Below are 25678 nucleotides of genomic sequence, written 5' to 3' on the forward strand. Positions count from 1 at the left end.
CTCGCCGCCGACCCGGACGTGGCGCGCTACAACGGCGGCTCCCTGTCCGTCGGCACACTGGCCAAGGAGTACGGCTTCACCGACGCCGACGGCTCAGCCCCCGACTCCGTCCGCTACTTCCAGGACTTCATGCGGACCGGACAGGCACCCAACCCCGACAACTACCGCTGAACACACGCCCCGGGAACCCGGCCCCGGCCACGTGCCCGGGCACCGCATGGCGGCAGCGCGCGTCCCCCAGCCGTAAGGAGGACTTCACCATGACTCCCGAAGAAATCGCAGTACTCGCCCTCGCGTTGCCGGAAACGACAGAGCAAGAGCCGTATGGCCCCAACAGGCCCGTCTACAAAGTCGGCGGCAGCATCTTCGCCATGCTCGCGCCGTTCGACCTGGCCGGCGTTCAATGATCGCCCGGGGCGGGCCGGCATACGTCGGCCCTGCCCCTCATCACGTATCAGCGCGGATCCGGCGCCGCACTCTGCGGGTCGCCCGTTACGCGTCCTTGAGCCGCTTGACCCAGGTGATCGGGCTGCTGCTGCCAGGGGCCTGGATGTAGGCCCGTGCGGGGATGGCTATGAGGTGCTCCTGGTTGTTGCTGGTGTCGAGGTCGCGGACGACGATGTAGCCGGTGTAGGTCGCGCCGTTGGCCCGGCCCTCCAGAAAGCCCTTCTTGCCCTGTGGCACGTTGATCTCGACAGCCGATTCCTTGGTGCTCTGCACCTTGGCGGTCGAGGTGGTGGAGTAGCTGTAAGTGAAGCTGGCCTCGCCGCCGGCCGTCACTCCTTCGCCGCTGATGCTGGGCGTGACCTTGCCGCCCACCTGCCAGCCTTCGGTCGTGCTCGTCTCGTCGGCCACGGACGCGGTGACCTTGTAGGTGAGCTTGCCCTCGCCGGTGAGACCGTCGCTGGCCCCCCGCTGCGGGTACTTGTCGCCGGAACTGGTGTACCCGACGAACATGCAGGGCGCCGCCTGCCCGAACGACGAGCTCTGCGAATCCTTGTTGGTCATGTTGCAGTACTTCTCGGCGGTCATTCCGGTGGACAGCTTGCCGTCGTTGGTGTTCTGGCGGACTTCGGTGCCGTTGGGCTTCTTCGTCTGGGACTCGGACCCGGGGTTGGTCCAGCCCTCGGCGAGGTGCTTGGCGCTCTCCCGCAGCGGCGCGGAGTTCTTCGTGTCGGCCGCGTACTTCGTCGCTGCCTCCTGGGCATCCTTGACGGCCTGTTCGGCCTTGTACGTGCCCTCCACATCCGCCAGGGTGACGGGCTTGATGTTGCCGTCCTTGTCCTTCTCCAGTCCGGCCGGGTAGCCCATCGAGGATTCCCAGGAGTTGACCGGGTCCGTCTTCTCCATCGCGGTGAGGACGGACTGATCGGACTCGTAGGTGCCGTCGGCGACCGTCGCGGTCTGACTGCCGTCGGCGAAGGCGGGGGTCTGGGTGCCGATCAGGGATATGCCGGTGAGGAACGCGGTGGTCAGTGCCCCGGCCACCACGCTGCCCTTGCGTCGACCCGGAGTGGGGTTGGTCTGCAGTTGAGTTGACACGCGGTCTCCTTATCGTCGGGCAACGGCCTCTTGGGGCCATGCCGATCCGTGGGGGGAGTGCGGTGCACCAGGCAGCCTGCAATGCCAGGTACCGTGCATTGCACAGTACCTGGTTATCTTCAGATGTCCAGGAGTGATGTTGGTGGGGTCCGGTATACGGCCCCGTGCTCACGTCTCGCTGCCTCGTTGACGTTGCGGGCCGGCTCGTCCCGGTTGGCCTTGCCGTTCCAACTGCCGCCCTCGGCGGACTGGAAGCGGTTGCGGGAGGTGCCGCTGACGCAGACCTGGGCGTTGGACGCGGCCGCTGGTCCGGGTCGGCGGTGACGAGGACGGCCTCGAGCTGGTTGATCGCCTGGGTGCGCGCTTTGACTGCCGAGCCTTTGGTGAGTTTTCGCATCCGAGCGATCTGCACCGGTCCGTCGCCGGACTTGGCCCGGGCGCGTGCCCGCCCGCTCAGCACCGCCCGGAACCGAAACGGGAGAATCGGTCACACAGCCTGAACGTTGATCAGATGCCCTCTTAGAACTCCGAACAGAATGATCACCAGCGTGGTTGGATCTGGTGCGGCGCAAGTGTGGGGAGGGTTGAGATGGCTCGGTCGAAGCCGTGGGAGATCGACGATGATCTCTGGGCGGTGATCGAACCGTTGTTGCCGAAGATCGTGCGTCGAACGCGCTATCCGGGCCGCAAGCGTCTGGATGACCGGCTCGTCCTGCAGGGGATCCTCTTCGTTCTGCATACCGGTATCGCGTGGGGACATCTGCCGCAGCAGTTGGGCTTCGGCTCGGGCATGACGTGCCGGCGGCGCCTGGCCGAGTGGCACGAACGGGGCGTGTGGCAGCGGCTGCATGAAACTCTGCTGGCAAAGCTCCGTGCCGCCGATGTGCTCGACCTGTCCCGCGCGGCCGTGGATTCCTCGCACGTCAGAGCCTTAAAAGGGGCCCCAAGACGGGACGAAGCCCTGTTGATCGGGGCAGGATGGGTAGCAAGCACCATCTGATCACCGACGCGACGGGCATCCCGCTCGCCTTCACCCTCACCGGCGGCAACCGCAATGATGTCACTCAGCTGATCCCGCTACTGGAAGCCGTGCCGCCGGTGCGGGGTAGACGCGGTCGGCCTCGCCGACGCCCGGACGTGGTCCTCGCGGACCGTGGATACGACCACGACAAGTACCGGCGGCTGGTACGCGAACTCGGCATCCGACCACTGATCGCGCGCCGCAGTACTGAACACGGCTCTGGCCTGGGCACTCAGCGATGGGTTGTCGAGCGCGCCTTTGCGCTCCTGCACCACTTCCGACGCCTGCGGATCCGCTGGGAGATCCGCGACGACATCCACGAAGCCCTCCTCAGCCTTGGATGCGTGCTCATCTGCTGGAGACGGCTCGCGTCACTGCGTTAGAGATCTAAGATCCGTCAGTGGTCCTCGTCGAGCACAAGCATGATGTGCTCATCCTCGCCGTAACAGACCATCTCGACGTGCCGGAAGCCGTGCTTCTCCAGCAGTCGCACCGAGCCGGTGTTCCCGAGGAAGGGATCGGCGTGAAGAGGGCGTGTCTTCTCTCGCTCCAGGAAAAGCCCCAGCGCCCGCGTGCCGATGCCCCGGCCCCAGTACTGCCGGCCGAACCAGTACCCGATGAAGCGCCGATCCTCGTCCCACCATGCCACCAGGTTGCCCGCCAGATCCCCGTCGACGGTGACGGCCTGCACGAAGACAGTCGGATCCCCGAGGACCTTGGTCGTCCAGTGAGTCATGAAGGCATCCCGTTCCCGGGGCGGGAACTTCGACCGCCGCGTGGCCTCTGGGTCGTGCTCCTGCGCGAAGAACACCTCCAGATCGGCCGGTCCGACATCTCTCAAACGCACCGGGTCACTCATGCCTCGGAGTCTGCCACCGGCCACTGACAATCCCGGGCGCCACGGCTCCTGACCCATGCCCATGACCGTACGGCGGCTGCTGAGCGAAGACGTCACCATCGACGGACCTGGCTCACCGCATTCTGTTAGGAGCTCTTAGTGAGCCGCAGCCACAGGTAGCACGAAGCCGCCCAGGAGCGGCCGTTCTCTGCCAATCGGCGTCCTGGGCGGCTCGGTTGAAGGTCCAGGCGGGGCGCACCACTCGCGCACCGGTAAAGCCTGACCCTGTCGGGGATCTTGCAGTCGTCAAGGTCGGCCGCCGACGGCCCGCCATGACTTCAGCCGAGGGATCCCCTGCTGGTCGAGGAAGCCTGGAAGGCGGTCGGCTGCCGACGGAGGTTCACCGTGCGGTCACCACTTGTAGGTCCACACGGTGTCGCTGTCAGAGTCGGAGCTGTTCACGTGGATCCGGATGCGGGCGTTGTCGTCCTGGAACGTCTGGCCGGGCTTCCAGGTCTGCATGTCCAGCGCGGTGCAGTTCCCGGTGGGTGCGGCGGCCTTGGGGTTGCTCACCACGCGGATCGGTCCGCTGCCGCTTTCGACCGAGGTGTCGACCTTGTAGATCAGTACGCCGGTGTCGCAGGCGTCGGAGTCGTTGTTGACGGCCTTGCGGGACTCTGCGACGTAGGCCGTGGTGGCGCCGGCCTTGACCACCGCCAGTTTGTAGCCGTCGCCCCCGTACTCCACCCCGTTCAGGGTCGTGGAGTACGTGTCGTTCGTGGACAGGCAGGAGACCTGACTGTCGGTGATCCAGCCGAACTTCCACGCGTGCCAGCCGAGGAACTGCGGGGCCGGGCCGCTGACTTTGCCCATGACGTCCCAGCCGCCGACGTACTGGTGCTGTTCGCCGCTGAAGGCGTAGAGGTCGGGCAGGCCGAAGGTGTGGGCGGTCTCGTGGTCGGCGACCTTGTAGCCCCAGTGCCACATGTCCTGCCCGAAGGTCACTGCCCACTTGATCGTCACCCAGGCGTTGGTCGCCTCGTTCCAGACCTGGGTCGGGTTGGCGGGGTTCTGGACCCAGGTGGGGGTGTGAGTGATCGCGGCCGCGGTGCTGGTGGGCACGATGTAGAACGTGTCGTAGTCGGCGAGGTTGACGCCTGCATTGGCGGCGCCGGTGAGCGCGTCCTTCACATATACCCGGTGCGTGTCCCAAGAGAAGCCGCGTTCCCAGTGGTATTCGGTGGAGTTCTTCGGCATACGCACCCAATTGCCGTACGGAGCCTTCATATCCAGCGAGACCTTGCCGTCGGACGCCTTCTGCATCCAGCCGTCAGCGCCGGATATTTGGTCGTAGTAGCGGTCGAGAGGCGTAGTGGTCCCGACGGCGTCGGGGAAGTCCACGTAGATCACACCCACGCGCTTGGTGCCTTCCGGTTTCTGGAACCGGTTGTAGTCGGTCTGCTGGCCTTCGTCGGTATAGCCGGTCGCCCCCTGGAGCGCACATGCCGAGGCGCTTTCGTTGGACCCATGTGCGGTGCCGACGGGGATGATGGCCAGGGCGAGCAAGGCGAGCAGGGCGGCGGACAGGACGAGTACGGGCGCCGCGACGCGCGGGCGCCGCCATGCGTGTGAGGATCTCATGGTGTTGCCTCCGTGGGGGGAGAGGCGTTCCTCCGTGGGGAGAGGTGTGCCTCCGTGAGGGGAGAGCCCGCACTGAGTGATGCGGGCATGACATTCTGTTGCCTGCCGGTGAATTACGTTGGGGGCAGAATGCGGGTACGGCAGCGACGGCGAAAGCTACCGGATCTCCATAACAGCACGCTATGGGCCACATTGTGCCGCCCCGATTACGAGCGGTAATCGGGGATCCGGATGTGAAGCAAAGCGCCTGCCCAGCGTGCTCGGCCCGTGCGGAACGTCGTCGACTTCTTCGGAAAGGGCGATGCCGCGTAAGCGGCCTCCTCAACTCCCTACCACCAGAAGCCATTTGAAACGCCAGACGTGGCGGGCGCGACCGTGTCGGGGTGAGGCCCCCGGACCGCTGACCGGGCGCCCGGCCCTCTTGCAGTGCCCGCAGCGCGGCGCGAGCAACCCGGTGGGCGGCCAGGACATCCCAGCACAGCTGTCTGTGGTTGCGGCCATCGTCCGGCCCGTGGTGGACGATCCGGTCCGCGCACTCAGCCCGCTCGGTCAGCCGCGACGCCAGGCGGACAGGCAGCGGATGTCAGACCCATGTGCTGTCGTTGGCGCAGTGATGTTCGGCGATGTTCGACGCGAAAGGGCAGTTCATGGACCACGAAGACTGGCGACCGTTCCTGAAACTCTGGAGTGAGGAGTGGATCGTCAAGCACGACCCCGAGCAGGACGCACCCTTGCATGACGAGGTCGTACGCGACGGCTGGCTCGGGTTCGCCCCGGCGAGCGCGGATGAGGTCGCGGCAGCCGAGGCACGCCTGGGCCGGACGTTGCCACCCTCGCTCCGCGAGTTCCTGCTGACCACCAACGGGTGGCGGGACGCAGGGAACTTCATCTACCGGCTCGCGAGCACCTCCGAGCTCGCCTGGCTGGCAGATACCGACGAGGACTCCGGCTGGATCGACGCTTACAACGACACCGAGTTCGCCGACGAGGACGAAGACGAAGAGCCTGAGGGCGACATCCTCGCCCGTTCCCTGCGCCTCTCGCTCGACGGCGACGCCGCGGTCATGCTCCTCGACCCTGAGGACGTCGATGAGCGCGGCGAATGGGCCGGATACTGGCTCGCCTCGTGGTCAGGGATGGGACCGCAACGCTTCGACTCCTTCTACGACCTGATGCACGACCAGTACACCTCGTTCCGCAGACTCCGCCATCCGGAGGGCGAGAGCCGGTCGTGAGCGGAGCCAGAGCCGAATCGCAGTCAGGCCGCAACTGTGTACGTCGTTGCGGTTGCCACCGGTCAGGCAAGCCGCTGGTGTGGGGGGCCATGGTCGGTGATCAGGTGGTGTTGAGAGCCGGCCCGGCCCCGGTCGACCGGGGCCGGGCCCGTGCGGACGCAGATCACGTCCTCCTCTCAGCCGGCGGCTCCGTGGGCAGGCCGACGAGCCGGCTCACGGGAGACAGGACGAGCGCGATCAGCACGGCGGCGGATCCGATCGCCGCAACGGTCAACGCGCCGTGGGCGCCGAGCCGGCCGGACAGCAGGCCCGCGGACAGGCCGCCGAGGGCGCCGCCGCCGAACAGCAGAGTGCGGAAGACCGCCGTCATCCGGCCCATCATCGACTGTGGAGTACTGGCCTGGCGCAGGCTGACGATGACGACGCCGGCGACACCGAGCCCGAGGTAGGTGGTGAAGAAGGAGAGGACGAACATCCCCACCATCACCGGCCGGGGGCCGGCCGCCAGGACGATCAGCAGGGGGCCGAGGAGAAGGGTCGACTGGGCGACGAGGTAGACCAGCCCGAGCCGGAAGCGCCGGATCACCTTGCGGGAGATCGCCGCGCCGATCAGACCGCCTATCGAAGCGGTCGCGAAGATCCCGCCGAGGGCCGTCGATCCGAGGTGCAGGTCACGAGTCCCGTAGAGGAGGAACATGGTCCACACGGTGATCAACGAGAAGTTGCAGCAGAACCCGACGAGCGCGAGCGACCGCAGGACCGGATTCCTCAGCACCCACCGCAGACCGTCCCGGAGTTCGGTCGGCAGGTGGCGTCGTACGGCGGGAGGTTCGGGTCGCGGCTCGGGGGTGCGGATGAGCAGGAGCGAGACCACGGAAACCAGATAGGAGAACGCGTCCACGATCAGCGCCACGGGCGCGCTCAGGGCACCGACCAGGACACCGGCGAGCCCCGGTCCCGCCACATCGGCCGCCGACGAGCTCATCCCCATCTTGGCGCCGGCCTCGACGTAGCGTTCGGGATCGCGCACCAGGGTCGGCACGTAGGACATCCAGCTCACGTCGAACAGCACCGAGGCGACGCCAACGGCACAGGCGATCACCAGCAGCGAGACCATGCCGAGCGCGTCCGTCCAGTACAGGACGGGTACGAGGGCCAGCAGAAGCATCCGGACGAGGTTGGCGCCGAGCATGATCCGCCGCCGCCGGGCGCGGTCCACCCACACGCCGAAGATCAGGGCGAGCCCGAGGTACGGGACGAGCTGCAGGAACCGCAGGACACCGACCTGCTCGTCGGTGGCATCGAAGGCAGCGATCGCGGTCAGCGGCAGGGCGAGGTTCGTCACCTGGGTGCCCAGCAGCGACAGCGTCTCGCCGAGCCAGAACCTGAGGAAGTCGCCGTTGCGCCAGAGACTTTCCGGGGCCGGCTGCGCGGTGCGCGTCTGCGTGGCCGTCATCGGTGCCATCGGTGTCATCGCCGTCCCGTTCGGCGGTCGGGTGCCTGGCGGACGAGTTCGGCGACCACGTCGGCGACGTGGTCCACCTCCTCCTCGGTGTTGTAGTAATGCGGCGACAGACGCAGACACCATTCGATGTCCTTGTCCGTGAAGTCGAACTGCGCGAACTCACGGAAGCTGAGCGCCGAGTTGATGCTCCGGGCATCCATGGCCGCCTTGAACGGCTGCGGCTGCCAGCCCTCCACGCCGAAGGTGACGAGCGCGGCCAACCGCGGACCACGGTCGAGCACCCGCACCCCCGCGATGGGCTTGAGCCGGTCGCGCAGCCGGTCCGCGAGCATGGGTGTGCGCCGCTCGATGGCCTCGATGCCGACCTCACGGGCGTAGCGCGTCGCGGCGGCGCTGCCGAGCACTGTGGCGTAGGGAAACTCCCACTCCTCGAACCGGGTTGCCGTCGGGGCGGGCTCGTATACACCCGGCTCGGTCCAGCGGGCGCCGTGCATGTCGATGAACAGCGGTTCGTAGCCGGCTCGCAGGACGCGATCGGATACGTACAGGAAGCCGGAACCGCGCGGGCCCCGGAGGAACTTGCGGCAGGTGGCGGTGAGGAGATCGCAGCCGATCTCCTCCACGTCGATGACGAACTGGCCCACCGACTGGCAGGCGTCCACCAGGTAGAGCAGGTCCAGCTCCCGGCAGTGCCGGCCGATCTCGGCGATCGGCGAGACGAGTCCCGAGTTGGTGGGGACGTGGGTGGCGGACACCAGGCGGGGGCGGTGGGTCCGCATCAGTGCGGCCATCGCCTCCACGTCGACGCCCCCGTCGGATGTGTTGGGCGCGTGGATGATCCGCACACCGAACCGCTTGCGCAGGGACAGGAAGGCGATCTGGTTGGAGACGAAGTCGTCGCGGGTGGTGAGGATGACGTCGTCGGCCTGGAAGGGGATCGAGGACAGGGCGTTGGCGTAGGCGTGGGTGGCGCTGCCCGCGAAGGCGACGTTGTCGGGCCTGGTGTTGATGAGGGCGGCGATCTCCGAGTAGAACCCGCGCACTTCGGTGGCGCGGGCTGCCGACGCCTCGTAACCGCCGATCCGTGCTTCGAGGTTCAGATGGCCGACCATCGCGTCGAGTACGGGAGAGGCCAGCAGCCCGCAGCCCGCGTTGTTGAAATGGATGACCTTTCGGCACCCCGGGGTGTGGGCCCGCAGAGCGGCGACGTCCAGCTGAAGTGCTTCCCGACCAGGGCCAGAAGCGCTATTCTCATCTCTCATGAATTACGGTAGCACTTCTGGCGAGTTGGTCGACAGGCTTCGGACACTGCTCTCTCGACTCTCGCCCGGCGACCGACTGCCGAGCAGCCGCGAGCTGATCAAGGAGTACCGGGTCGGCCCCGCGACCGTGGCGCGAGCCATCGCCGCACTGGCCGCAGAGGGCGCGGTGGTGACCCGTCCAGGCAGCGGGACGTACGTGGCGCAGCGCACCCGGCTCCACGACGGGGGCCCCGACACCGGCACCGACTGGCAGACGGTCGCCCTCACGGACCGCACCGTCGACACGCACCTGATCGCCGACCCGCTCGGACCGCCACCGGCCGGGACGATCACCATGGACGGCGGCTACGTGCACCGCTCGCTCCAGCCCACCCGGGCCCTGAGCGCGGCGCTGGCGCGGGCAGCACGCCGTCCGGACGCCTGGGACCGAGCCCCGGCCGGCGGTCTGACGGCGCTGCGCACCGTTTTCGCCCGCATCGTCGGCGGCAGCGTGGCACCACAGGACGTCCTGGTCACCGCCGGCGGACAGAGCGCGCTGTCGATCGCGTTCCGGGCCATCGCCGGACCCGGCAGCCCGGTCCTGGTGGAGTCGCCCACCTACCCCCGCGCCCTGACCGCCGCCCGCGCCGCGGGGCTGCGGCCGGTGCCGGTCCCGCTCGACGCCGACGGGTTGCGGCCCGACCTGCTGGCCGACGCGTTCGCGATGACCGGCGCACGGCTGCTGTACTGCCAGCCGACCTTCCAGAACCCGACCGGTACGGTACTGGCGCCCGAACGGCGCCGTCAGATCCTCGATGTGGTGCGCGCCTCGGGCGCGTTCGTGGTCGAGGACGACTTCGCACGGCACCTGGGACACGGCGGCGCCGTGCCGCGGCCGCTGGTCGCCGATGACCGCGACGGCACGGTCGTCCACATCACCTCACTCACCAAGCCCGCGGCACCGAGCCTGCGGATCGGGGCACTCGTGGCCCGCGGACCGGTCATGGAGCGCATGCGGGCGGTGCGCCTTGTCGACGACTTCTTCGTCACGCGCCCGCTCCAGGAGGCCGCGCTGGAAGTGCTCAGCTCCCCGTCCTGGGACCGGCACGTCCGCTCTCTCGGTACGGCGCTGCGCGAGCGGTGCGCCGTACTGGCCGCCGCGATCACCCAGGAGATCCCCGGCGCGGCCCTGTCCGGGCTACCGACCGGAGGACTGCACCTGTGGGTCCGTCTGCCGCCCGGCGTGGACGACACCGTACTCACGAGCGCCGCCCGGCAGCATGGCGTCGCCGTGAGCGCCGGCAGCCGCTACTTCGCCACAGAGCCACCGGCGGCTCACCTGCGCATCGGGTTCGCCGCCACATCCGACCATGCGGAGCTGACGCAGGGAGTACACCGGTTGGGAGCCGCGCTCATGGATCTCGGCCCGAAGCGGGAGGGTGAGGGGCGGGAGGACTGAGCCACGGGAACGGTGAATCCACGGGCGCGGGGTCGAGCCCCGGATGCTGCCACCGCCACCTCTGCCTCACTTTTCCCAGAGGGCACCCGGTTACGGCACAAGGTCGGCGCGGACGCGACGAAACGCCGACGCCGGGAGTCTGGGAAGAGCCAGGGCGAGTCCGTCCGGCCGAGGACGGCATGGCTGTGGCGAAACTCGACCTGTTGGAGGGCCAGTTCAGCGACGGGTTCGGGCAGGTCCACAGGGACGGCACCGAGGCGGATGCGGACGGCTCCGACCGTCTCCTCGATGTGGTCGCAGCGTTCGCATTCACCCCCGACTCGCCGGTAGAAGGCGAGGCCCTGAAGGCACGCCACGTTGCTTCTGAAGATGAAATATCCCCGGCCCTTCACCTTTCCTTCGCACTATTTGACGGCTCAAGGGCGAGCCGGTTTACGGTGACCCACCCTCTCCCCCACGTTTCAGAGGTACAGCTCCATGCCTGAATTCAACCGCCGACGCTTCCTCCAGGCAGCGGGCGGCACCGCCGGCGTCGCGGCTCTGTCCGCCAGCATCATGCGCGCCGCAGGCATCCCCGCCTCCGGCCGGTCAGGATCGATCAAGGACGTCGAGCACATTGTTGTGCTTATGCAGGAAAACCGGTCCTTCGACCATTACTTCGGCACGCTCAAGGGCGTCAGGGGATTCGGTGACCCGCGGCCGCTGACGCTGGAGAGCGGAAAGTCCGTATGGCACCAGTCCGGCGGTGGCGAGGAAGTCCTGCCCTACCACCCGAACGCCGACGATCTGGGAATGCAGTTCATCGCCGGACTCGACCACGACTGGGAAACCGGTCATCAGGCGTGGAACAAGGGCAAGTACGACGACTGGATCTCGGCCAAGACGTCCGGCACCATGGCCCACCTGACCAGGGAAGACATACCGTTCCACTACGCCCTGGCCGACGCCTTCACGGTCTGCGACTCCTACCACTGCTCCTTCATGGGAGCCACCGACCCCAACCGCTACTACCTCTACAGCGGCCACGTCGGAAACGACGGCAAGGGCGGCGGACCGGTCCTCGGCAACGAGGAAGCCGGCTACGACTGGACCACCTATCCCGAGCGCCTGGAGAAGGCCGGGGTGTCGTGGAAGATCTACCAGGACGTCGGCGACGGCCTCACCGAGGACGGACTGTGGGGCGCCCTGGGGGACGCCTACCGCGGAAACTATGCCGACAACTCGCTGATGTTCTTCAACAAGTTCCGCAACGCCAAACCGGGTGACCCGCTCTACGAAAAGGCATGCAAGGGAACGAACATCAAGAAGAGCGGCCATCTTCTCGATGACCTCCGGTCGGACGTCAAGGCCGGAACCCTGCCGAAGATATCCTGGGTCGCCGCCCCAGAAGCGTTCTGCGAGCACCCCAACTGGCCGGCGAATTACGGCGCCTGGTACATCTCCCAGGTCCTGGACGCCCTGGCGTCCAACCCCGAGGTCTGGAGCAAGACCGCCCTGTTCATCACCTACGACGAGAACGACGGCTACTTCGACCACGTACCCCCGCCCTACCCGCCGGCCGACTCCTCCTGGGGCGCCTCCACCGTCGACACCAAGCTCGACATCTTCCCCGGCGACAGCAGTTACAGCGCAGGCCCGTACGGGCTCGGCATGCGCGTCCCCACACTCGTCGTCTCCCCCTGGTCGACCGGCGGCTACGTCTGCTCCGAGGTCTTCGACCACACCTCCATCATCCAGTTCATGGAGCGCCGCTTCGGAGTCCACGAACCCCACATCTCACCCTGGCGCCGCGCCATCTGCGGCGACCTCACCTCCGCCTTCGACTTCAGCCTCAAACACACCCAGCACGCACCCCTGCCCAGCACCGACGCCTATCAGCCGCCGGACAAGGAACGGCACAACAGCTACACCCACTCACCGCCGGCCGCCCCGGCCCTGCCCAAGCAGGAAAAAGGCACCAAGCCCACCCGGCCCCTCCCCTACACGCCCCTCGTCACCGCGGCCGTCAAGCCCTCCAGCGGCAACATCAAGCTCACGTTCACCCCGGGTGACGAAACCGGAGCGTGCTTCCTCGTCACCTCCGGAAACCGCACCGACGGCCCCTGGGCCTACACCGCCGAAGCCGGCAAGAAGATCTCCGACACCTGGAGCACCGGCCCCTCCGGCGGGACGTACAAGCTGACCGCGCACGGCCCCAACGGCTACCTGCGTACCTACGAAGGCACCGCCGCGACCGCGAGCCCGGAAATCACCGGCCACCACGACGAGAACACCGGCCGCATCAAACTCAACATCACCAACCCCGCCAAAACCGCCTGCCACCTCACCATCACCAACGCCTACGGCGGCAAGAGCAGCAAGGTCACCATCGCGGCGGGCGGCCGGCAGACCCGCTGGGTCGACCTCGGCCACAGCAAGCGCTGGTACGACCTCCGCGTCCACTCCGACAGCGACAGCACCTACCTGCGCCGGCTCGCCGGACACGTCGAGACGGGCGAGCCCGGTACCAGCGACCCCGCGCTCCGCACCGCCTGACCACTACCACCGAGAGCGGGCGGCGGGAGAGGCCCTCTCCGAGACGGGTGCGCAACCGTGCCCGTCGTCGTACCGGGGAACATCAGGATTCTGACTCGATCGGTCAGTCACGCCCCAGGAGCGGCAGGCCCGGATTGTGCCGCAGGGCGTCCAACACGACGCGCACCGCCGCGCGAGGTGGTGCGCCGCGGCGGATCGCCGCCGTGATGGTGCGCGTCACGGGGGCCGCGAGCTCCCGGGTGGCGACGCGATAGCGGTGGTCGACCGCCAGACCGGGCAGCAGCGCGATCGACAGCCCGGCCTCGACGTGCTGCAGGGTCATCATGTAGTTGCTGAACCGGCACACCACCCGCGGCTCGAACCCCGAATGACGGCACAGTCGTTGCGCGAGGTTCGCCATGTACGACTGTGGAATGTCGAATGCCCACGGCTCGTCCGCGTAGGCCGCGAGGTCCACGGGGGCGCCGCGCCCGGCCGCGGGATGCTCGGCCGGGACTACCAGCACGATCGGGTCCGTGGCCAGCGGTACGAGGTCGAGGTCCGGCCCCAACGGCAGTTCGTCGAAGTCCGTGGTGGTGATGATGATGTCCGCGTCGCCGACCCGCAGCGCGGGCATGCTCGCGTGCGGCTCCAGCTCCAGCAGCTCGATGTCCAGCTGTGGATGCTCGCGCGCCAGCCGGGTCACCGCCGGCACGGCCATGGTGTGGATCGCGCTCTGGAAGGCCCCCAGCCGCACCAGCCCGGCCGGTTCTTCGCCGAACCCGCGCAGCTCCGCCTCGACGGTGTCCATGTGATCGAGGATCGCCCGCGCCCGCCGCGCGAGGATCAGCCCGGCCGAGGTCAGCCGCACCCGGCGTCCCGTCCGTTCAAGGAGCTGTGTGCGCGTCTCGGCCTCGAGCACGGCGAGCTGCTGGGACACGCTCGACGGACTCAGGTTGGCAGCTTGGGCGACTGCCCGGACGGTGCCCAGCGTGTCCAGCCGGCTCAGCAGCCGCAGCCTCCAGGGGTTCATCACACCCTTATTGTTGTGCAGTTTTGCCGAACAGGACAGCCGGAATTGTGAGATGGACGTGCCGCTCGAGGGCGATCTAGCGTCGGCGGCATGGCTGCTTCGACCACCACCCCACCGTCCACCGCAACCTTCTGGGCCGATGCCGAGAGGCATCTCGTGCGCTACGGCGGCGAGTTCACCCGCGAAATCATCGACCGCGCGGCGGGGAGTTTCCTGTACACAGCCGACGGCCGGAAGATCCTCGACTTCACCTCCGGGCAGATGAGCGCGATCCTCGGCCACTCGCACCCGGAGATCGTCGCCACTGTCCAGCGGCAGGTCGCGACCCTGGACCACCTCTACAGCGGCATGCTCAGCCGACCGGTGGTCGACCTCGCCCGGCGGCTGGCCGGCACATTGCCCGCGCCGCTGGAGAAGGCGCTGCTGCTGACGACCGGCGCCGAGTCGAACGAAGCCGCGATCCGGATGGCCAAGCTCGTCACCGGCAGGCACGAGATCGTCTCGTTCGCACGGTCCTGGCACGGTATGACGCAGGCCGCCGCGTCCGCCACCTACAGCGCGGGGCGCAAGGGCTACGGTCCGGGCGCGCCCGGCAACTTCGCCATCCCGGTGCCGAATGCGTACCGGCCCGACTTCACCACCGCCGACGGCTCGCTGGACTGGCACCGCCAGCTGGACTTCGCCTTCGATCTCATCGACGCCCAGTCGACCGGCAGCCTGGCCGCGTGCCTCGTCGAACCGATACTCAGCTCAGGCGGAATCATCGAGCCACCGGCCGGCTATTTCGCGGCCCTGCAAGCCAAATGCCGGGAACGGGGCATGCTGCTGATCCTCGACGAGGCCCAGACCGGCCTCTGCCGCACCGGGACCTGGTACGCGTTCGAGCGCGACGGCATCGTCCCCGACATCGTCACCCTGTCCAAGACGCTCGGTGCCGGACTGCCCCTCGCGGCCGTGGTCACCAGCGCCGAGATCGAGCAGGAGGCGCACGAGCGCGGGTTCCTGTTCTTCACCACACATGTCGCCGACCCGCTGGTGGCAGCGGTCGGCAACACCGTCCTCGACGTCCTGATCGACGACAAACTCGACGAGCGCGCGCACTCGCTCGGCGCGTTCCTCCGCCACGGTCTCGCGGACATCGCCGGCCGCCACGAGGTCGTCGGCGACATCCGCGGCCGGGGCCTGCTGGCCGGGCTCGAACTCGTCGTCGACCGCGAGACGAAGCAGAGCTCGGACGAACTGGGCGCCCAGGTCACCCGGCGCTGCCTCGAACTCGGCCTGCACATGAACATCGTCCAGCTCCCCGGCATGGGCGGGGTCTTCCGGATCGCGCCACCACTGACCGCCACCGAAGACGAGCTTTCGCTCGGCCTGACAATTTTGGACAAGGCGATCGGCGACGCCTGCGCCGTCCTCTGATCAGGCTGCTGCTGCCGGCCAGGTGTGGGGCGTGGCCCACGGATGGTCGTTCCACGAGGCGTGGGGGCGGCCTCGGCCTCGGTGCACCGGGGCCGGCGGGCCTGGCCGCAGCGGTCTACCCACACTCACGCCGCCCTGCCCAAGCCCTACGAGGCCAGGCCGAGCCGCACCACATCCCCCGTTCCGTCACCCGCGAGAACGTCGATACGGACGCCGCTGTCCGGGTCTGTGAAGGTCTGGCCGGGTCGGTACGCCGCCAGGTCGAGTCCGGTGCAGCCGGTGGGCGGCGTCGCGGCCGGGTTGCCGTTCATTACCCGGACCGGTCCCTCGCCGGTCGGGGTGGCGGAGTCGACCTTGTAGATGAGCACGCCGACCGAGCACGCGTCCCGGTCGTTGCCCTCGGCCCGGCGGGACTCCGCGACGTACGCCGTTGTCTCGCCGGTGCGCAGTACGGCGATCTTGGTGCCATGGCGCCGTTCCACCGGGGTCAGACGCACGGTGCGGCGACCGGGGGCAGCCAGGCAGGTGACTTGGGCATCGCGGGTCCAGCCGAGTTTCCAGGAGTGCCAGCCCAGGTACTGGGGCGCGGGGCCGGCGATGTTGCCCATGACGTCCCAGCCTCCGACGTACTGGTGGGTGGGTCCGGTGAAGGAGTACAGGTCGGGCAGTCCGAAAGTGTGGCCGGTCTCGTGGGCGGCGACCTTGGAGCCCCAGCGCCACAGGTCCTGGCCGAAGGTGACGGCCCACTTGATGCGGGTGCCGTCGGCGGTCACTCCGGACGTGGTGGGGTCGTAGAGGTAGGTCGGGGAGAAGGAGATCGCGGACGCCGTCTTGGTGGGGACGACGTAGACCATGTCGTAGCGGGAGAAGTCCGCGTACGGGTCGGCGGCGGTGATGGCGTCGCGTACGTACTTCTCGTGTGCCTCGAAAGTGAGGCCGCGCTCGAAGCCGTACGAGTCCGACGCCGCCGGCATGCGGATCCAGCGGTGCAGGGAGGTGAGGGCGAGGCGGGTACGGCCGTAGCCGGCCGTGCGCATCCAGTCGGCGGCGGGGGCGAGTTGGGCCGCGTACTGGTCCGTGCCGCCGGTGGCCACGGCGTCGGGAAAGTCCACGAACAGCGTCAGGACCCGCCGGGTTCCGGTGGCGGGCTGGAACTGGACGCGGTCGATGTCGTGGCCTTCGTCGGTCCAGCCCGTCCTTCCGGGCAGCGCGCAAGCGGCGGCGGGAGACGGAGGCCGGTGGGCTGAAGGCGGGGAGGCCGCGTTCACCGTCGTGGGGGCGGCGAGGCATGAGGCGAGGGTGAGGGCCGCGAGGCAAAGGCGTAGGCGGCTCGGCGAGACGGACCGGGCAGGCATGTCACTCCCGTCGGATCGAAGGGGACGGTTTGCGGCGGAGACGGAGGGCCGTTCGACCTACGCGCGGCCTGCGGCCAGGTCCATCAGACGGGCGAGGACGCGGCCGTTCGAGGCGCTGACGCCGTCGTGCTCCCACTCGTTGGTGACCCAGACACGGCTGGCGCCGACCTCGCGAGCGGTGCGCAGGGAGAGCTCCGCGTCGACGTACATGTCGTCGTGGTAGACGGCCGCGGCGAGGGGGACCTGGTTGGCGGCGAGGCGCCGGGGGTCGTAGAGCGGAGGCCAGTCGGTGCGCTGGGCAAGGAGGTCCGCGGCGTCCGCGAAGGGGCGCAGGCCCGCGATCTCCCGGAACATCCAGGGGTAGATCATTTCCCCGGTGAGGAGAAGGGGGTCGGCCTCCTCGGCGAACTCGGGGAAGGCGGCCAGGGCCCGGGCGGCCGCCCAGCCGGTCGGCCCGGCCCCCTGCCCGTACAGGGTCTCCTGCATGACGGCGAACAGCGGGTTGTCGGTGAAGCCGGTCAGGGACTCGACCTGGTGAAGGAAGGTGTCGGTCAACTCGCCGTCGCTGTCCAGGGATTCGTCGAGCAGCCAGTGGATGCGCTCGAAGCCGTCGCCCATACCGAGGGCGAGGCCGAGGGTACGCAGCCGGCGGGTGGTGAGGCGGTCACCGCCGGGCAGGCGGATGTCATCGGATGCGAGGAGGTCGGCGATCTTGCGGAGGCGAGGGGCGTCGTCGGGATAGCGGGCGTAGAAGTCGAGGACCCGGTCGCGCACGCGGGGGTAGGTACGGGCGTACACGTCGTCGGCGGTCGCGGTGAGTCCGGGGAGGCCACCGGTGACGTAGCAGGCCCGCAGGCCGTCGGGGGCCTGGGAGAGATAGGTGAGGGTGAGGAAGCCACCGTAGCTCTGGCCGAGCGTCTCCCAGGGTTCATCGTCGCACAGTTGATGGCGTATCAGTTCCGCATCGGCAACGATCGCGTCGGCGCGGAAGTGGGCCAGGTGTGCGGCCAGCTGGGAGGCGGAGGCGAACCGGGAGGCCGTGCGCGCGGTGAGCGGGGTGGAGCGTCCGGTACCGCGCTGGTCGAGGAGCAACACCCGGTGGGTCTTCAGCGCGTGGGGCAGCCATCCCGGCGAACCCGCCGAAGGGCGGGGCGCCTTGCCGCCGGGGCCGCCCTGCAAGTAGAGCAGCCAGGGCAGTCGGTCATCGGCACGAGCCGGGTCGACGACCTCGCGTGCGAAGACCTGGAAGGTCGGGCCGTCGGGACGGCGGTGGTCCAGCGGGACGGTGAAGACGTGGTCGGTAGTGGCGTACGCGGGGTTCATGGGGCCCTTTCACAGCGAGGTACGCCGAGGCGCGGCGCGGCACGGTGAGCGAGAGGTCGCGGGTAGGGAGACAGAGATGAGGTATGGCATGAGGTGTGACATTGCATAGGGGCGCATGCGTCAGGGTGCCTCAGCCGCCCGCTTCCGAGGAGCCCCCACTTGGGCATAGCACGGCATTATGGGAGCCCGACCGTCTCAGCGCCTCGGCGCCTCAGAACCTCAGCCGGACCGCTTCCCGGTACGCCGCGCCGCTCCCTTGCCATCGGCCGGGGAAGAGCCACCGCCGCCGGCCCACAGGGAGCGGACATGGCCCAGGTGCTCGGACATGCACTTCTCCGCCCGCTTCGCGTCCCCCGCGAGCATCAGGTCGAGGAGTTCGAGGTGCTCCTCGGCCGAGGGGATCAGTTCGCCGCGCTCGTCCAGGGCGGTGAGCCCGTAGAGCCGGGAGCGCTTGCGCAGGTCGCCGACGGTTTCGACCAGGCGGTCGTTGCCGGAGAGCGCCAGGAGCGACAGGTGGAACTGCCGGTCGGCCTCCAAGTACCCGATGAGGTCGTGGTCACGGGCGGCCCGCACGATCTCCTCGGCGACCGGGCGCAGTGCCTCCAGCTGCTCGCGTGTGGCGCTGCGGGTGATCCGGCCGACCATGGGGATCTCAATCAGTGCGCGGATCTCGGTGCACTGGTCGAGGTCGCGCTCGCTGACCTCGGTGATCCTGAAGCCCTTGTTCCGGACGGGCTCGACCAGGCCCTCGCGGGCCAGGTCGAGCATCGCCTCACGTACCGGGGTGGCGGAGATGCCGAAGTCCTCGGCGAGTGCGGGCGCCGAATACACCTCGCCCGGGCGCAGCTCGCCGGAGATCAGGGCGGCCCGCAGGGCATTGCTCACCTGGTCCCGCAGCCGTTCCCGGCCGACGTTGAGGTCGCGGTGCTTCAGGTGCCCCATGGCGGTGCTGATCCCTTCGGTCTGGCATGGACCACCAGGGTACAATGTCACGTTGCTCTGGCGGGCGACAGGGTGTAGGTCCGACTGGAGGTGTAGAACTCCAGCGCCGCCCCGCCTTGTTCGCGTGGCCCGTGGCTGGATGCCTTGGTGCCGCCGAACGGCAGGTGGAAGTCGACGCCGGTGGACGGGGCGTTGATCCGGATCATTCCGGTGTCGAGCCCGTCGAGTCCGCACAGCGCCGCGTCCAGATCGGCGGTGTGGACCGAGGTGACCAGGCCGTACGACACGGAATTGGTGAGGCGTACGGCGTGCGCCACGTCGTCGGCGGGCAGCAGGGCCGCGACCGGGCCGAAGACCTCCTCGTGCAGGAGGCCATGGCCCGCGGGGACGTTCTCGACCAGGGTCGGGGCCGCGTACCAGCCGGGACCGTCGGGCACGGTGCCGCCGGTCAGCACATCCAGGCCGCCGCAGGCGTCACTGGCCTTGTCGCGAGCGCGTTCGTCGATGAGCGGCCCGCTCACGGTCGCCGCATCGGCCGGGTCCCCGACCGGGATCGCCCGCAGGGCTTCGCAGAGCGCTTCGCGCAGCGGGTCGAGCGCCGCCCCGACCGCGACGACGCGGCTGGTGGCGGTGCACTTCTGGCCCGCGTAGCCGGCGATCGCGGCGGCGATGTGGGCCGCGGCCTGCTCGATGTCGGCGTCCGGGAGGACGATCGCCGCGTTCAGGCCGCCCATCTCGGCCTGGACCGGAACGCCCCGGGCCGTGGCGTCGCGTACCACGGCTTGGCCGACGACGGTCGAGCCGGTGAAGGAGACGACGTCGGCGGCGGAGACGAGCGCGCTACCCTCCGGCGCTCCGCCGGGCAGCGCCGTGAACACCCCTTCCGGCAGGGCCTGTTGGATGATCTCTGCCAGGCGCCGCGCACAGGCGATGGCCTCGGGGGCGGGCTTGAGGACAACCGCGTTGCCGGCCGCGAGCGCCGGAGCGGCCTTCCAGCTCGGAATGGCGAAGGGGAAGTTCCAGGGCGTGATCAGTCCGGCCACACCGTGCGGGCGGCGGCGGGTGAGCAGCAGGCCGGGGCCCGCTGCGGTCTCGTGGACGGCCCCGACGGGTTCGTACGGGGCCTGGGCGTAGTAGCGCCAGATGGCGACGGTGCGTGCGACCTCGGCACGGGCTTCGGTGAGGGGCTTGCCCACCTCGCGGACGGCGAGCGCGGCCAGCTCGGCACCTGCCGTATCGATGGCGGCGGCAACTGCACCGAGGGCGGTCGAGCGGGCGGCCGCCCCGCCGAGCAGCCATCCGGGCTGGGCGACGCGGGCTCGCTCCACGGCCTCGATCGACGCGAAAGCGCCGGGCGCCGGGATCTGGAGCAGTACGTCGGACGGGTCGGCCGGGTTGTGCGAGGTGATCAGGGAGAGGGCGTCGGTCACAGGAGGAAACCTCCGGGGAAGGGGTCGGTCGGGTCGAGGAAGTACTGCGCGGTGCCGGTGATCCAGGCGCGTCCGGTGACGGTCGGTACGACGGCGGGCAGCGAGCCGACGGTGGTCTTCTCGATCAGGCGGCCGGTGAAGCGGGTGCCGATGAAGGACTCGTTGACGAAGTCCTGGCCGAGGGGCAGTCGGCCGCGTGCGTACAACTGGGCCATCCGGGCCGAGGTGCCGGTGCCGCACGGGGAGCGGTCGAACCAGCCGGGGTGGATGGCCATCGCATGCCGTGAGTGGCGGGCGTCGGAGCCGGGAGCGGCGAGGTAGACGTGTTTGACTCCGGCGATCTCCGGCTGCTCGGGGTGCACGGGCCGCTGGGGCGAGGCGTTGATCGCGTCCATGACGGCGAGCCCGGCGGCCAGCAGGTCGTCCTTGCGCGCACGGTCGAACGGCAGCCCCAGCGCGTCGAGTTCGACGAAGGCGTAGAAGTTGCCGCCGAACGCGAGGTCGTAGGTGACCGTGCCGTATCCGGGCACGGTCACCTTGCTGTCCAGCGCGGCGCAGAACGCCGGCACGTTGGTGAGCGTCACCGATTCGGCCGCGCCGTCCGCGACCCGTACGTCGACGGTCACCAGCCCCGCCGGAGTGTCGAGCCGGACGGTGGTGACCGGTTCGGTCACCGGCACCATGCCCGTCTCGACCAGGACGGTGGCGACCCCGATGGTGCCGTGCCCGCACATCGGGAGCAGTCCGGAGACCTCGATGTAGAGGACGCCGTGGTCGGCGTCGGGGCGGGTGGGCGGCTGGAGGATGGCGCCGCTCATGGCGGCATGGCCGCGCGGCTCGTACATCAGGAGCGTCCGGAGGTGGTCCATGTGCTCGATGAAGTACGTCCGACGCTCGGCCATGGTGGCGCCGGGGATGACGCCGACGCCACCGGTGATGACGCGGGTGGGCATGCCCTCGGTGTGTGAGTCGACGGCGTGGAAGACGTGACGGGTACGCACCCGGGCTTCCTTTCGGTCAGGGGTGGTGTGGTCAGCGGTGGCCGTCGGCGACGGCCTTCTCGGTGGCGGCCCGCACGGCCGACTCGGTCTCCGCGGTGAGCGGAGAGCGCGGCGGGCGGGTGGGCCCGCCTCGTCGGCCGACGAGGTCCATGGACAGCTTGATGGCCTGGACGAACTCCGTCTTGGAGTCCCAGCGCAGCAGGGAGTGCAGGGACTTGTAGAGCGGGCGGGCCGTCTCCAGGTCGCCCGCGACAGCGGCGTGGTACAGCGTGGCGCAGCCGACGGGGAAGGCGTTGGGGTATCCGGCGATCCAGCCGACGGCACCGGCGACGGCGAGTTCCAGCAGCACGTCGTCGGCACCGATCAACAGATCGAGTTCCGGGGCGAGTTCGGCGATCTCGTAGGCCCTGCGGACGTCACCGGTGAACTCCTTGACGGCGACGATGCTGCCGTCCTGGTGCAGCCGGGCCAGCATGCCGGGGGTGAGGTCGACCTTGGTGTCGATGGGGTTGTTGTACGCGACGACCGGCACCCCGGCCCGCGCCACCTCGGCGTAGTGGGCGCGCACGCCCGACTCGCCGGCCCGGTAGGCGTTCGGGGGCAGCAGGAGCACCGAGCCGCAGCCCTCGTCGGCCGCCTGTTCCGCCCAGCGCCGGGCTTCGCCGCTGCCGTAGGCGGAGACGCCGGGCATGACGCGTGCCCCGTCGCCCGCGGCCTCGACGGCGGTCCGCACCACGCGGGCCCGCTCCTCGTCGGTGAGGGTCTGGTACTCGCCGAGCGAGCCGTTGGGCACCACGCCGTCGCAGCCGTTGTCGAGGAGCCAGCGGACGTGCTCGGCGTAGGCGTCGTGGTCGACGGACAGATCGTCACGCAGGGGCAGGGCGGTGGCGACCATGATGCCGCGCCAGGGGCGGGCGTTGTTCCACGTGGTGGCGGTCATGCCGGTAAACCTCTCTATGGAATGTGACATTTTACTAGGGTCGGCGCCCCGAGGGGCTCGGCCGGCGGTCGGCCGTCACCGCCGGATCATCCGTCGGCGTCGGGGGCGGCGTCGGGCTCGGATGTGGTTTCGGATCGGCCTCCGGGCTCGTTGGCGTCGCTCCCGGGCTCGTTGACGACGGGAACGACGGGGCCGTCGAGCGCCGCGAGCGCCGCGAGCGGGACGGGTGCGGCGAACGGGCGGCGCTCTACCGGGGGTTCGGTGGCTTGGTCGCGGGCCGCGAGGCAGGTCACCGCCGGACCGCACATCCGGCCCTGGCACCAGCCCATACCGGCTCGGGTCAGCAGCTTGACAGTGCGCGCGTCGCACGCTCCAAGGTCTTCGACCGCCTCGCGTATCCGCCCGGCGGTGACCTCCTCGCAGCGGCAGACATCGGTGTCGTCCGGGAGCCAGCGCGCCCATCCCGGGCCGGGTGCGTGGGCGGCGGTCATCGCATCGGCGAAGGCGCGCATCCGGTCCCTGCGCCGCTGGAGTTCCCGGACCCGGCCGGCGTGGGCGGGGCGCCCAAGGAGCCGGGCGGCAGCGACGACCGCAACCAACTCCCCTTCCACCCTGGCCAGTTGGGCGCCACCCACTCCCCCGGTCTCACCCGCCGCCCACAGACCGCGGACCGAGGTTTCCTGAAGGCCGTCCAGGGCCAGGGCCCTGGTGCCGTCGGACAGCGGGCGGGTGGCACAGCCGAGCGCCGTGGCCAGTTCGATGTGGGGTACGAGGCCGTGTCCGACCGCCAACGCGTCGCAGTCGATCCGCCGCCCCGTCCCCCGTACGGGACGCCAGTCGCGATCGAGACGTGTGACGGTGACGGCCTCCACCCGATCGGTTCCGTGCACCTCGGTGACCGCGCTGCGCAGCCGCACCCGCACCCGGTGCCACAGCAGCGCCGCGCCGTGGACCAGCGCCTCGGCCGCCTTGTGCGGATTGGTGACGAGCGCCCGGGGGTGCCGGGCGTAGCGCAGATAGCCGGACGCCTCGATGACCGCCGGCACTCGCGCGCCGGCGGCTTCCAGCGAGGAGGCGACCGCGAGCAGGAGGGGGCCGCTGCCCGCGACGACGACGCGCCGTCCGGGCAACACCAGGCCGGACTTGAGCATGGCCTGCGCTCCCCCGGCACCCACGACGCCGGGCAACGTCCAGCCGGGAAAGGGGAGCTGCCGTTCGTACGCGCCGGTCGCCAGGAGCACCGCGCGGGACCGTACGCGCACGGGGCGCTCGCCGCCGCCGTCGGCCCCGGTGACGGCGTGCACGGACCACGCATCGGCAGTTTCGTCGTCCTTGGTCACGCTCCACACATGGTGCCCGGGAAGATGGCGGACGTCGCTCTGCGCAAGGCGTCGGCGCAGGTCGGTGTACGCGGACCAGTCATGGTGCAGGGCTTCGGGCCGGACGGCTCCCAGGGCGGGTGCCGGCGTGCGGTAGAACTGCCCGCCCGTATGGGTGGAGGTGTCCAACAAGACGACGGACAGGCCGAGCTCACCGGCCGTGACGGCACCGGCGAGGCCGGCGGAGCCCGCCCCGATCACCGCGAGGTCGTACGGTTCAGACGCCGAGAGCGGCACGGCCGTGTCCTTCCTGAGTGGTGACGGCGTCCCCCGGCCGGGCCGGCACCAGGCAGGCACGGCGGTTGGGCTCGCCGTTGATGGTGGCGAGGCAGTCGTAGCACTGTCCGATGCCGCAGAACGCGCCCCGCGGGCGTCCGCCGTTGCGCGTGGTGCGCCAGGCCAGGATTCCGGCCGCCCACAGTACGGCGGCGACGGACTGACCGGGCAGAGCGGTCACCTCGCGCCTGTCGAACGTGATCCGGAACGGCGGACCGGGCTGGGCGCCGACCAGCTCGGCGGGGGTACGGGCCACGGGTGCTCCTCTCATGGCGGGTATGGCGGTGATGGCGGTCGTCGCAGGCAGTCTCAGGCTGCCGGAGGGAAGCGTTCCGGCCGGAACGGGGTGATGTCGAGCGGCGGTTCACCGCCGGTCAGTGAGCGTGCGACGGCCAGTCCGGTGGCGGGGGCGAGCCCGACCCCCGCACCTTCGTGGCCGCAGGCGTGCAGCAGGCCGGGGACGCGCGGATCGGGGCCGATGGCGGGCAGGTGGTCCGGCAGATAGGGGCGGAACCCGACGTAGGTACGCATCGCCCGGACCCCGGCAAGGACCGGGAAGAGCGCGGTGGCCTGGGCCGCCAGGCGCCGCAGCACCTCGACCGACAGCGTGCGGTCGTAGCCGACCCGTTCCCGGCTGGCGCCGATCAGGACCGGCCCCGCCGGGGTGCCCTCGACGACCGCCGAACTCTGCAGCGCCGCGGAGCCACTGGCGACATCGGCGACATAGTCGGCCGCGTACACCTTGCTGCGCACCACTCGCGGCAGCGGCTCGGTGACCAGGACGAAGCCCCGGCGGGGCCGTACGGGAAGCGCCACGCCCGCGAGGCGGGCGAGATCGCCGCTCCAGGTCCCGGCGGCGTTCACCACGTGCGGGGCGTGGAGCTCCCCGGCCGTCGTCCGCACTCCCCGGATCTCGCCGCTCCCCCCGGTGAGCAGGCCGGTGACCTCCTGGCCGAGGCGCAGCCGGATCCGGTCGCCGCCCGCGCGCAGCAGATGTGCGGCGGCGAGCGCCGGCATGACCTGCGCGTCCTGGGGGTAGTGAAAGCCGCCCGCCAGGCCGGGGGCGAGATGGGGCTCCAGGTCGTGCAGGCGGTCGGGCGGGACCTCGTCGGCCGTGACACCCGCCGTGCGCTGCCCGGCCGCGAAGTCCCGCAGTGCGGCCATCGCGCTCTCGCCGGAAGCGACGACCAGTCCGCCCTTGGGCTCGTACTCGATGTCCGGCGGGAGGTCTTCGGCCAGCTCCCGCCACAACCCGGTGGACAGCAGGGCCAGTTCGAGTTCGGGCCCCGGCTCCTTGTCGGAGACCAGGAGGTTGCCCTCGCCGGCCCCCGTCGTACCGCCGGCCACGGGGCCGCGGTCGAGCACGGTGACGCGGAGGCCGGACCGGGCGGCGTAATACGCGCACGCCGCACCGATCACGCCGGCCCCGACAACGATGACGTCTGCGGAGTTCCTCGTGAGCACGTCAGTAATATTTCACATTGCACTGCCGGTGCCAAGGGTCCGCGATCCATTGCGTCGGATCGATTGCGGCCACGGCAGCCCCCTCGGCCACGGGTGGGTAACGAAGGGACTGAAGCCTTGTCAGTGCAATTTCACATTACTATGTTACCGGTCACATTCC

The 25678-nt window shown here is 69.7% G+C and carries 22 protein-coding genes and 2 pseudogenes; 7 read left to right on the forward strand and 17 right to left on the reverse strand.

Going from position 1 to position 25678, the window contains the following annotated elements:
- Nucleotides 1–260 precede the first annotated feature (260 nt).
- Nucleotides 261–407: a hypothetical protein gene (locus tag ACZ4NB_RS37330; protein WP_467667499.1), complete on the forward strand. Its 147-nt coding sequence runs from the start codon at nucleotides 261–263 to the stop codon at nucleotides 405–407.
- Nucleotides 408–492: 85 nt separating this feature from the next.
- Here ACZ4NB_RS37330 and ACZ4NB_RS37335 read toward each other — a convergent pair whose 3' ends face one another.
- Both ACZ4NB_RS37335 and ACZ4NB_RS37340 read right to left on the reverse strand, forming a co-directional pair.
- Nucleotides 493–1542, reverse strand: a complete 1050-nt coding sequence (locus ACZ4NB_RS37335; protein WP_467667500.1) for a hypothetical protein — start codon at nucleotides 1540–1542, stop codon at nucleotides 493–495.
- Between the two features lie 301 nt (nucleotides 1543–1843).
- A pseudogene (locus tag ACZ4NB_RS37340) lies at nucleotides 1844–2008 on the reverse strand (IS110 family transposase); the annotation flags it as partial.
- A gap of 123 nt (nucleotides 2009–2131) precedes the next feature.
- Here ACZ4NB_RS37340 and ACZ4NB_RS37345 point away from each other — a divergent pair.
- A protein-coding gene (locus tag ACZ4NB_RS37345; protein ID WP_467667501.1) for an IS5 family transposase occupies nucleotides 2132–2946 on the forward strand; the annotation gives its coding sequence in 2 pieces (ribosomal slippage) (nucleotides 2132–2486 and nucleotides 2486–2946; 816 coding nt in all).
- 14 nt (nucleotides 2947–2960) lie between these two features.
- Here ACZ4NB_RS37345 and ACZ4NB_RS37350 read toward each other — a convergent pair.
- On the reverse strand, nucleotides 2961–3422 hold the full coding sequence (locus ACZ4NB_RS37350) for a GNAT family N-acetyltransferase (protein WP_467667502.1): 462 nt from the start codon (nucleotides 3420–3422) through the stop codon (nucleotides 2961–2963).
- A gap of 390 nt (nucleotides 3423–3812) precedes the next feature.
- A complete protein-coding gene (locus ACZ4NB_RS37355; RefSeq protein ID WP_467667503.1) occupies nucleotides 3813–5042 on the reverse strand; it encodes a M6 family metalloprotease domain-containing protein in 1230 nt (409 codons plus the stop codon).
- A gap of 647 nt (nucleotides 5043–5689) precedes the next feature.
- On the opposite strand from ACZ4NB_RS37355, the gene ACZ4NB_RS37360 reads away from it, so the two are divergent.
- Nucleotides 5690–6277 carry an SMI1/KNR4 family protein gene (locus tag ACZ4NB_RS37360; protein ID WP_467667504.1) on the forward strand — a complete coding sequence of 196 codons (588 nt, stop codon included), beginning with the start codon at nucleotides 5690–5692 and terminating at the stop codon, nucleotides 6275–6277.
- A 39-nt stretch (nucleotides 6278–6316) separates the two neighbouring features.
- Here ACZ4NB_RS37360 and ACZ4NB_RS37365 read toward each other — a convergent pair.
- The 3 genes and pseudogenes from ACZ4NB_RS37365 to ACZ4NB_RS37375 all read right to left on the reverse strand — a co-directional run.
- Nucleotides 6317–6432: pseudogene (locus ACZ4NB_RS37365) on the reverse strand (IS5/IS1182 family transposase); the annotation flags it as partial.
- Between the two features lie 8 nt (nucleotides 6433–6440).
- Nucleotides 6441–7733, reverse strand: a complete 1293-nt coding sequence (locus ACZ4NB_RS37370) for an MFS transporter (RefSeq protein ID WP_467667505.1) — start codon at nucleotides 7731–7733, stop codon at nucleotides 6441–6443.
- 14 nt (nucleotides 7734–7747) lie between these two features.
- Nucleotides 7748–9004, reverse strand: a complete 1257-nt coding sequence (locus ACZ4NB_RS37375) for an aminotransferase class V-fold PLP-dependent enzyme (RefSeq protein ID WP_467667506.1) — start codon at nucleotides 9002–9004, stop codon at nucleotides 7748–7750.
- Here ACZ4NB_RS37375 and ACZ4NB_RS37380 point away from each other — a divergent pair.
- The 3 genes from ACZ4NB_RS37380 (at nucleotide 9003) to ACZ4NB_RS37390 (ending at nucleotide 12977) form a co-directional block, all read left to right on the forward strand.
- Nucleotides 9003–10442, forward strand: a complete 1440-nt coding sequence (locus ACZ4NB_RS37380; RefSeq protein WP_467667507.1) for an aminotransferase-like domain-containing protein — start codon at nucleotides 9003–9005, stop codon at nucleotides 10440–10442. The genes ACZ4NB_RS37375 and ACZ4NB_RS37380 overlap by 2 nt on opposite strands.
- Before the next feature lie 185 nt (nucleotides 10443–10627).
- Nucleotides 10628–10927, forward strand: a complete 300-nt coding sequence (locus ACZ4NB_RS37385; protein ID WP_467667508.1) for a hypothetical protein — start codon at nucleotides 10628–10630, stop codon at nucleotides 10925–10927.
- Nucleotides 10920–12977 (forward strand): phosphocholine-specific phospholipase C, encoded by a 2058-nt coding sequence (locus tag ACZ4NB_RS37390; RefSeq protein ID WP_467667509.1) that lies wholly within the window; start codon nucleotides 10920–10922, stop codon nucleotides 12975–12977. Before ACZ4NB_RS37385 ends, ACZ4NB_RS37390 begins: the two co-directional genes overlap by 8 nt.
- A 103-nt stretch (nucleotides 12978–13080) precedes the next feature.
- Here the strand turns inward: ACZ4NB_RS37390 and ACZ4NB_RS37395 are convergent, their stop codons facing one another.
- Nucleotides 13081–13989 carry a LysR family transcriptional regulator gene (locus ACZ4NB_RS37395; protein WP_467667510.1) on the reverse strand — a complete coding sequence of 303 codons (909 nt, stop codon included), beginning with the start codon at nucleotides 13987–13989 and terminating at the stop codon, nucleotides 13081–13083.
- 90 nt (nucleotides 13990–14079) lie between these two features.
- Between ACZ4NB_RS37395 and ACZ4NB_RS37400 the strand changes: the two genes are divergently transcribed.
- Complete coding sequence (locus ACZ4NB_RS37400) at nucleotides 14080–15408, forward strand: aspartate aminotransferase family protein (RefSeq protein ID WP_467667511.1); 1329 nt, start codon at nucleotides 14080–14082, stop codon at nucleotides 15406–15408.
- 146 nt (nucleotides 15409–15554) lie between these two features.
- Here ACZ4NB_RS37400 and ACZ4NB_RS37405 read toward each other — a convergent pair whose 3' ends face one another.
- From ACZ4NB_RS37405 to ACZ4NB_RS37445, 9 genes are all read right to left on the reverse strand, one after another.
- Nucleotides 15555–16763: a M6 family metalloprotease domain-containing protein gene (locus ACZ4NB_RS37405; RefSeq protein WP_467667512.1), complete on the reverse strand. Its 1209-nt coding sequence runs from the start codon at nucleotides 16761–16763 to the stop codon at nucleotides 15555–15557.
- A 57-nt stretch (nucleotides 16764–16820) separates the two neighbouring features.
- On the reverse strand, nucleotides 16821–18086 hold the full coding sequence (locus ACZ4NB_RS37410; RefSeq protein ID WP_467667513.1) for an alpha/beta fold hydrolase: 1266 nt from the start codon (nucleotides 18084–18086) through the stop codon (nucleotides 16821–16823).
- A 219-nt stretch (nucleotides 18087–18305) separates the two neighbouring features.
- Nucleotides 18306–19028 (reverse strand): GntR family transcriptional regulator, encoded by a 723-nt coding sequence (locus tag ACZ4NB_RS37415; RefSeq protein WP_467667514.1) that lies wholly within the window; start codon nucleotides 19026–19028, stop codon nucleotides 18306–18308.
- Nucleotides 19029–19075: 47 nt separating this feature from the next.
- Nucleotides 19076–20458 (reverse strand): aldehyde dehydrogenase family protein, encoded by a 1383-nt coding sequence (locus ACZ4NB_RS37420; RefSeq protein WP_467667515.1) that lies wholly within the window; start codon nucleotides 20456–20458, stop codon nucleotides 19076–19078.
- Nucleotides 20455–21459, reverse strand: coding sequence for a proline racemase family protein (locus ACZ4NB_RS37425; RefSeq protein WP_467667516.1), 1005 nt, complete (start codon nucleotides 21457–21459; stop codon nucleotides 20455–20457). Before ACZ4NB_RS37425 ends, ACZ4NB_RS37420 begins: the two co-directional genes overlap by 4 nt.
- Nucleotides 21460–21490: 31 nt before the next feature.
- On the reverse strand, nucleotides 21491–22399 hold the full coding sequence (locus tag ACZ4NB_RS37430; protein WP_467667517.1) for a dihydrodipicolinate synthase family protein: 909 nt from the start codon (nucleotides 22397–22399) through the stop codon (nucleotides 21491–21493).
- A gap of 86 nt (nucleotides 22400–22485) precedes the next feature.
- Nucleotides 22486–24015, reverse strand: a complete 1530-nt coding sequence (locus ACZ4NB_RS37435) for an FAD/NAD(P)-dependent oxidoreductase (RefSeq protein WP_467667518.1) — start codon at nucleotides 24013–24015, stop codon at nucleotides 22486–22488.
- Nucleotides 23996–24310: a (2Fe-2S)-binding protein gene (locus ACZ4NB_RS37440; protein WP_467667519.1), complete on the reverse strand. Its 315-nt coding sequence runs from the start codon at nucleotides 24308–24310 to the stop codon at nucleotides 23996–23998. Before ACZ4NB_RS37440 ends, ACZ4NB_RS37435 begins: the two co-directional genes overlap by 20 nt.
- 53 nt (nucleotides 24311–24363) lie before the next feature.
- The gene (locus tag ACZ4NB_RS37445) at nucleotides 24364–25518 is read right to left on the reverse strand and encodes an NAD(P)/FAD-dependent oxidoreductase (RefSeq protein WP_467667520.1); all 1155 of its coding nucleotides are present in this window, start codon (nucleotides 25516–25518) and stop codon (nucleotides 24364–24366) included.
- Between the last annotated feature and the right edge of the window lie 160 nt (nucleotides 25519–25678).

The sequence above is a fragment of the Streptomyces sp. NPDC026575 genome, assembly GCF_055567415.1.

What these genes read in the sequence shown, in the direction of transcription:
- ACZ4NB_RS37330 (WP_467667499.1), top strand. Translation starts at nt 261, where the DNA reads ATGACTCCCGAAGAAATCGCAGTACTCGCCCTCGCGTTGCCGGAAACG.
- ACZ4NB_RS37350 (WP_467667502.1), bottom strand. Translation starts at nt 3,422, where the DNA reads ATGAGTGACCCGGTGCGTTTGAGAGATGTCGGACCGGCCGATCTGGAG.
- ACZ4NB_RS37355 (WP_467667503.1), bottom strand. Translation starts at nt 5,042, where the DNA reads ATGAGATCCTCACACGCATGGCGGCGCCCGCGCGTCGCGGCGCCCGTA.
- ACZ4NB_RS37360 (WP_467667504.1), top strand. Translation starts at nt 5,690, where the DNA reads ATGGACCACGAAGACTGGCGACCGTTCCTGAAACTCTGGAGTGAGGAG.
- ACZ4NB_RS37370 (WP_467667505.1), bottom strand. Translation starts at nt 7,733, where the DNA reads ATGACGGCCACGCAGACGCGCACCGCGCAGCCGGCCCCGGAAAGTCTC.
- ACZ4NB_RS37380 (WP_467667507.1), top strand. Translation starts at nt 9,003, where the DNA reads ATGAATTACGGTAGCACTTCTGGCGAGTTGGTCGACAGGCTTCGGACA.
- ACZ4NB_RS37375 (WP_467667506.1), bottom strand. Translation starts at nt 9,004, where the DNA reads ATGAGAGATGAGAATAGCGCTTCTGGCCCTGGTCGGGAAGCACTTCAG.
- ACZ4NB_RS37390 (WP_467667509.1), top strand. Translation starts at nt 10,920, where the DNA reads ATGCCTGAATTCAACCGCCGACGCTTCCTCCAGGCAGCGGGCGGCACC.
- ACZ4NB_RS37395 (WP_467667510.1), bottom strand. Translation starts at nt 13,989, where the DNA reads ATGAACCCCTGGAGGCTGCGGCTGCTGAGCCGGCTGGACACGCTGGGC.
- ACZ4NB_RS37400 (WP_467667511.1), top strand. Translation starts at nt 14,080, where the DNA reads ATGGCTGCTTCGACCACCACCCCACCGTCCACCGCAACCTTCTGGGCC.
- ACZ4NB_RS37405 (WP_467667512.1), bottom strand. Translation starts at nt 16,763, where the DNA reads ATGCCTGCCCGGTCCGTCTCGCCGAGCCGCCTACGCCTTTGCCTCGCG.
- ACZ4NB_RS37410 (WP_467667513.1), bottom strand. Translation starts at nt 18,086, where the DNA reads ATGAACCCCGCGTACGCCACTACCGACCACGTCTTCACCGTCCCGCTG.
- ACZ4NB_RS37415 (WP_467667514.1), bottom strand. Translation starts at nt 19,028, where the DNA reads ATGGGGCACCTGAAGCACCGCGACCTCAACGTCGGCCGGGAACGGCTG.
- ACZ4NB_RS37430 (WP_467667517.1), bottom strand. Translation starts at nt 22,399, where the DNA reads ATGACCGCCACCACGTGGAACAACGCCCGCCCCTGGCGCGGCATCATG.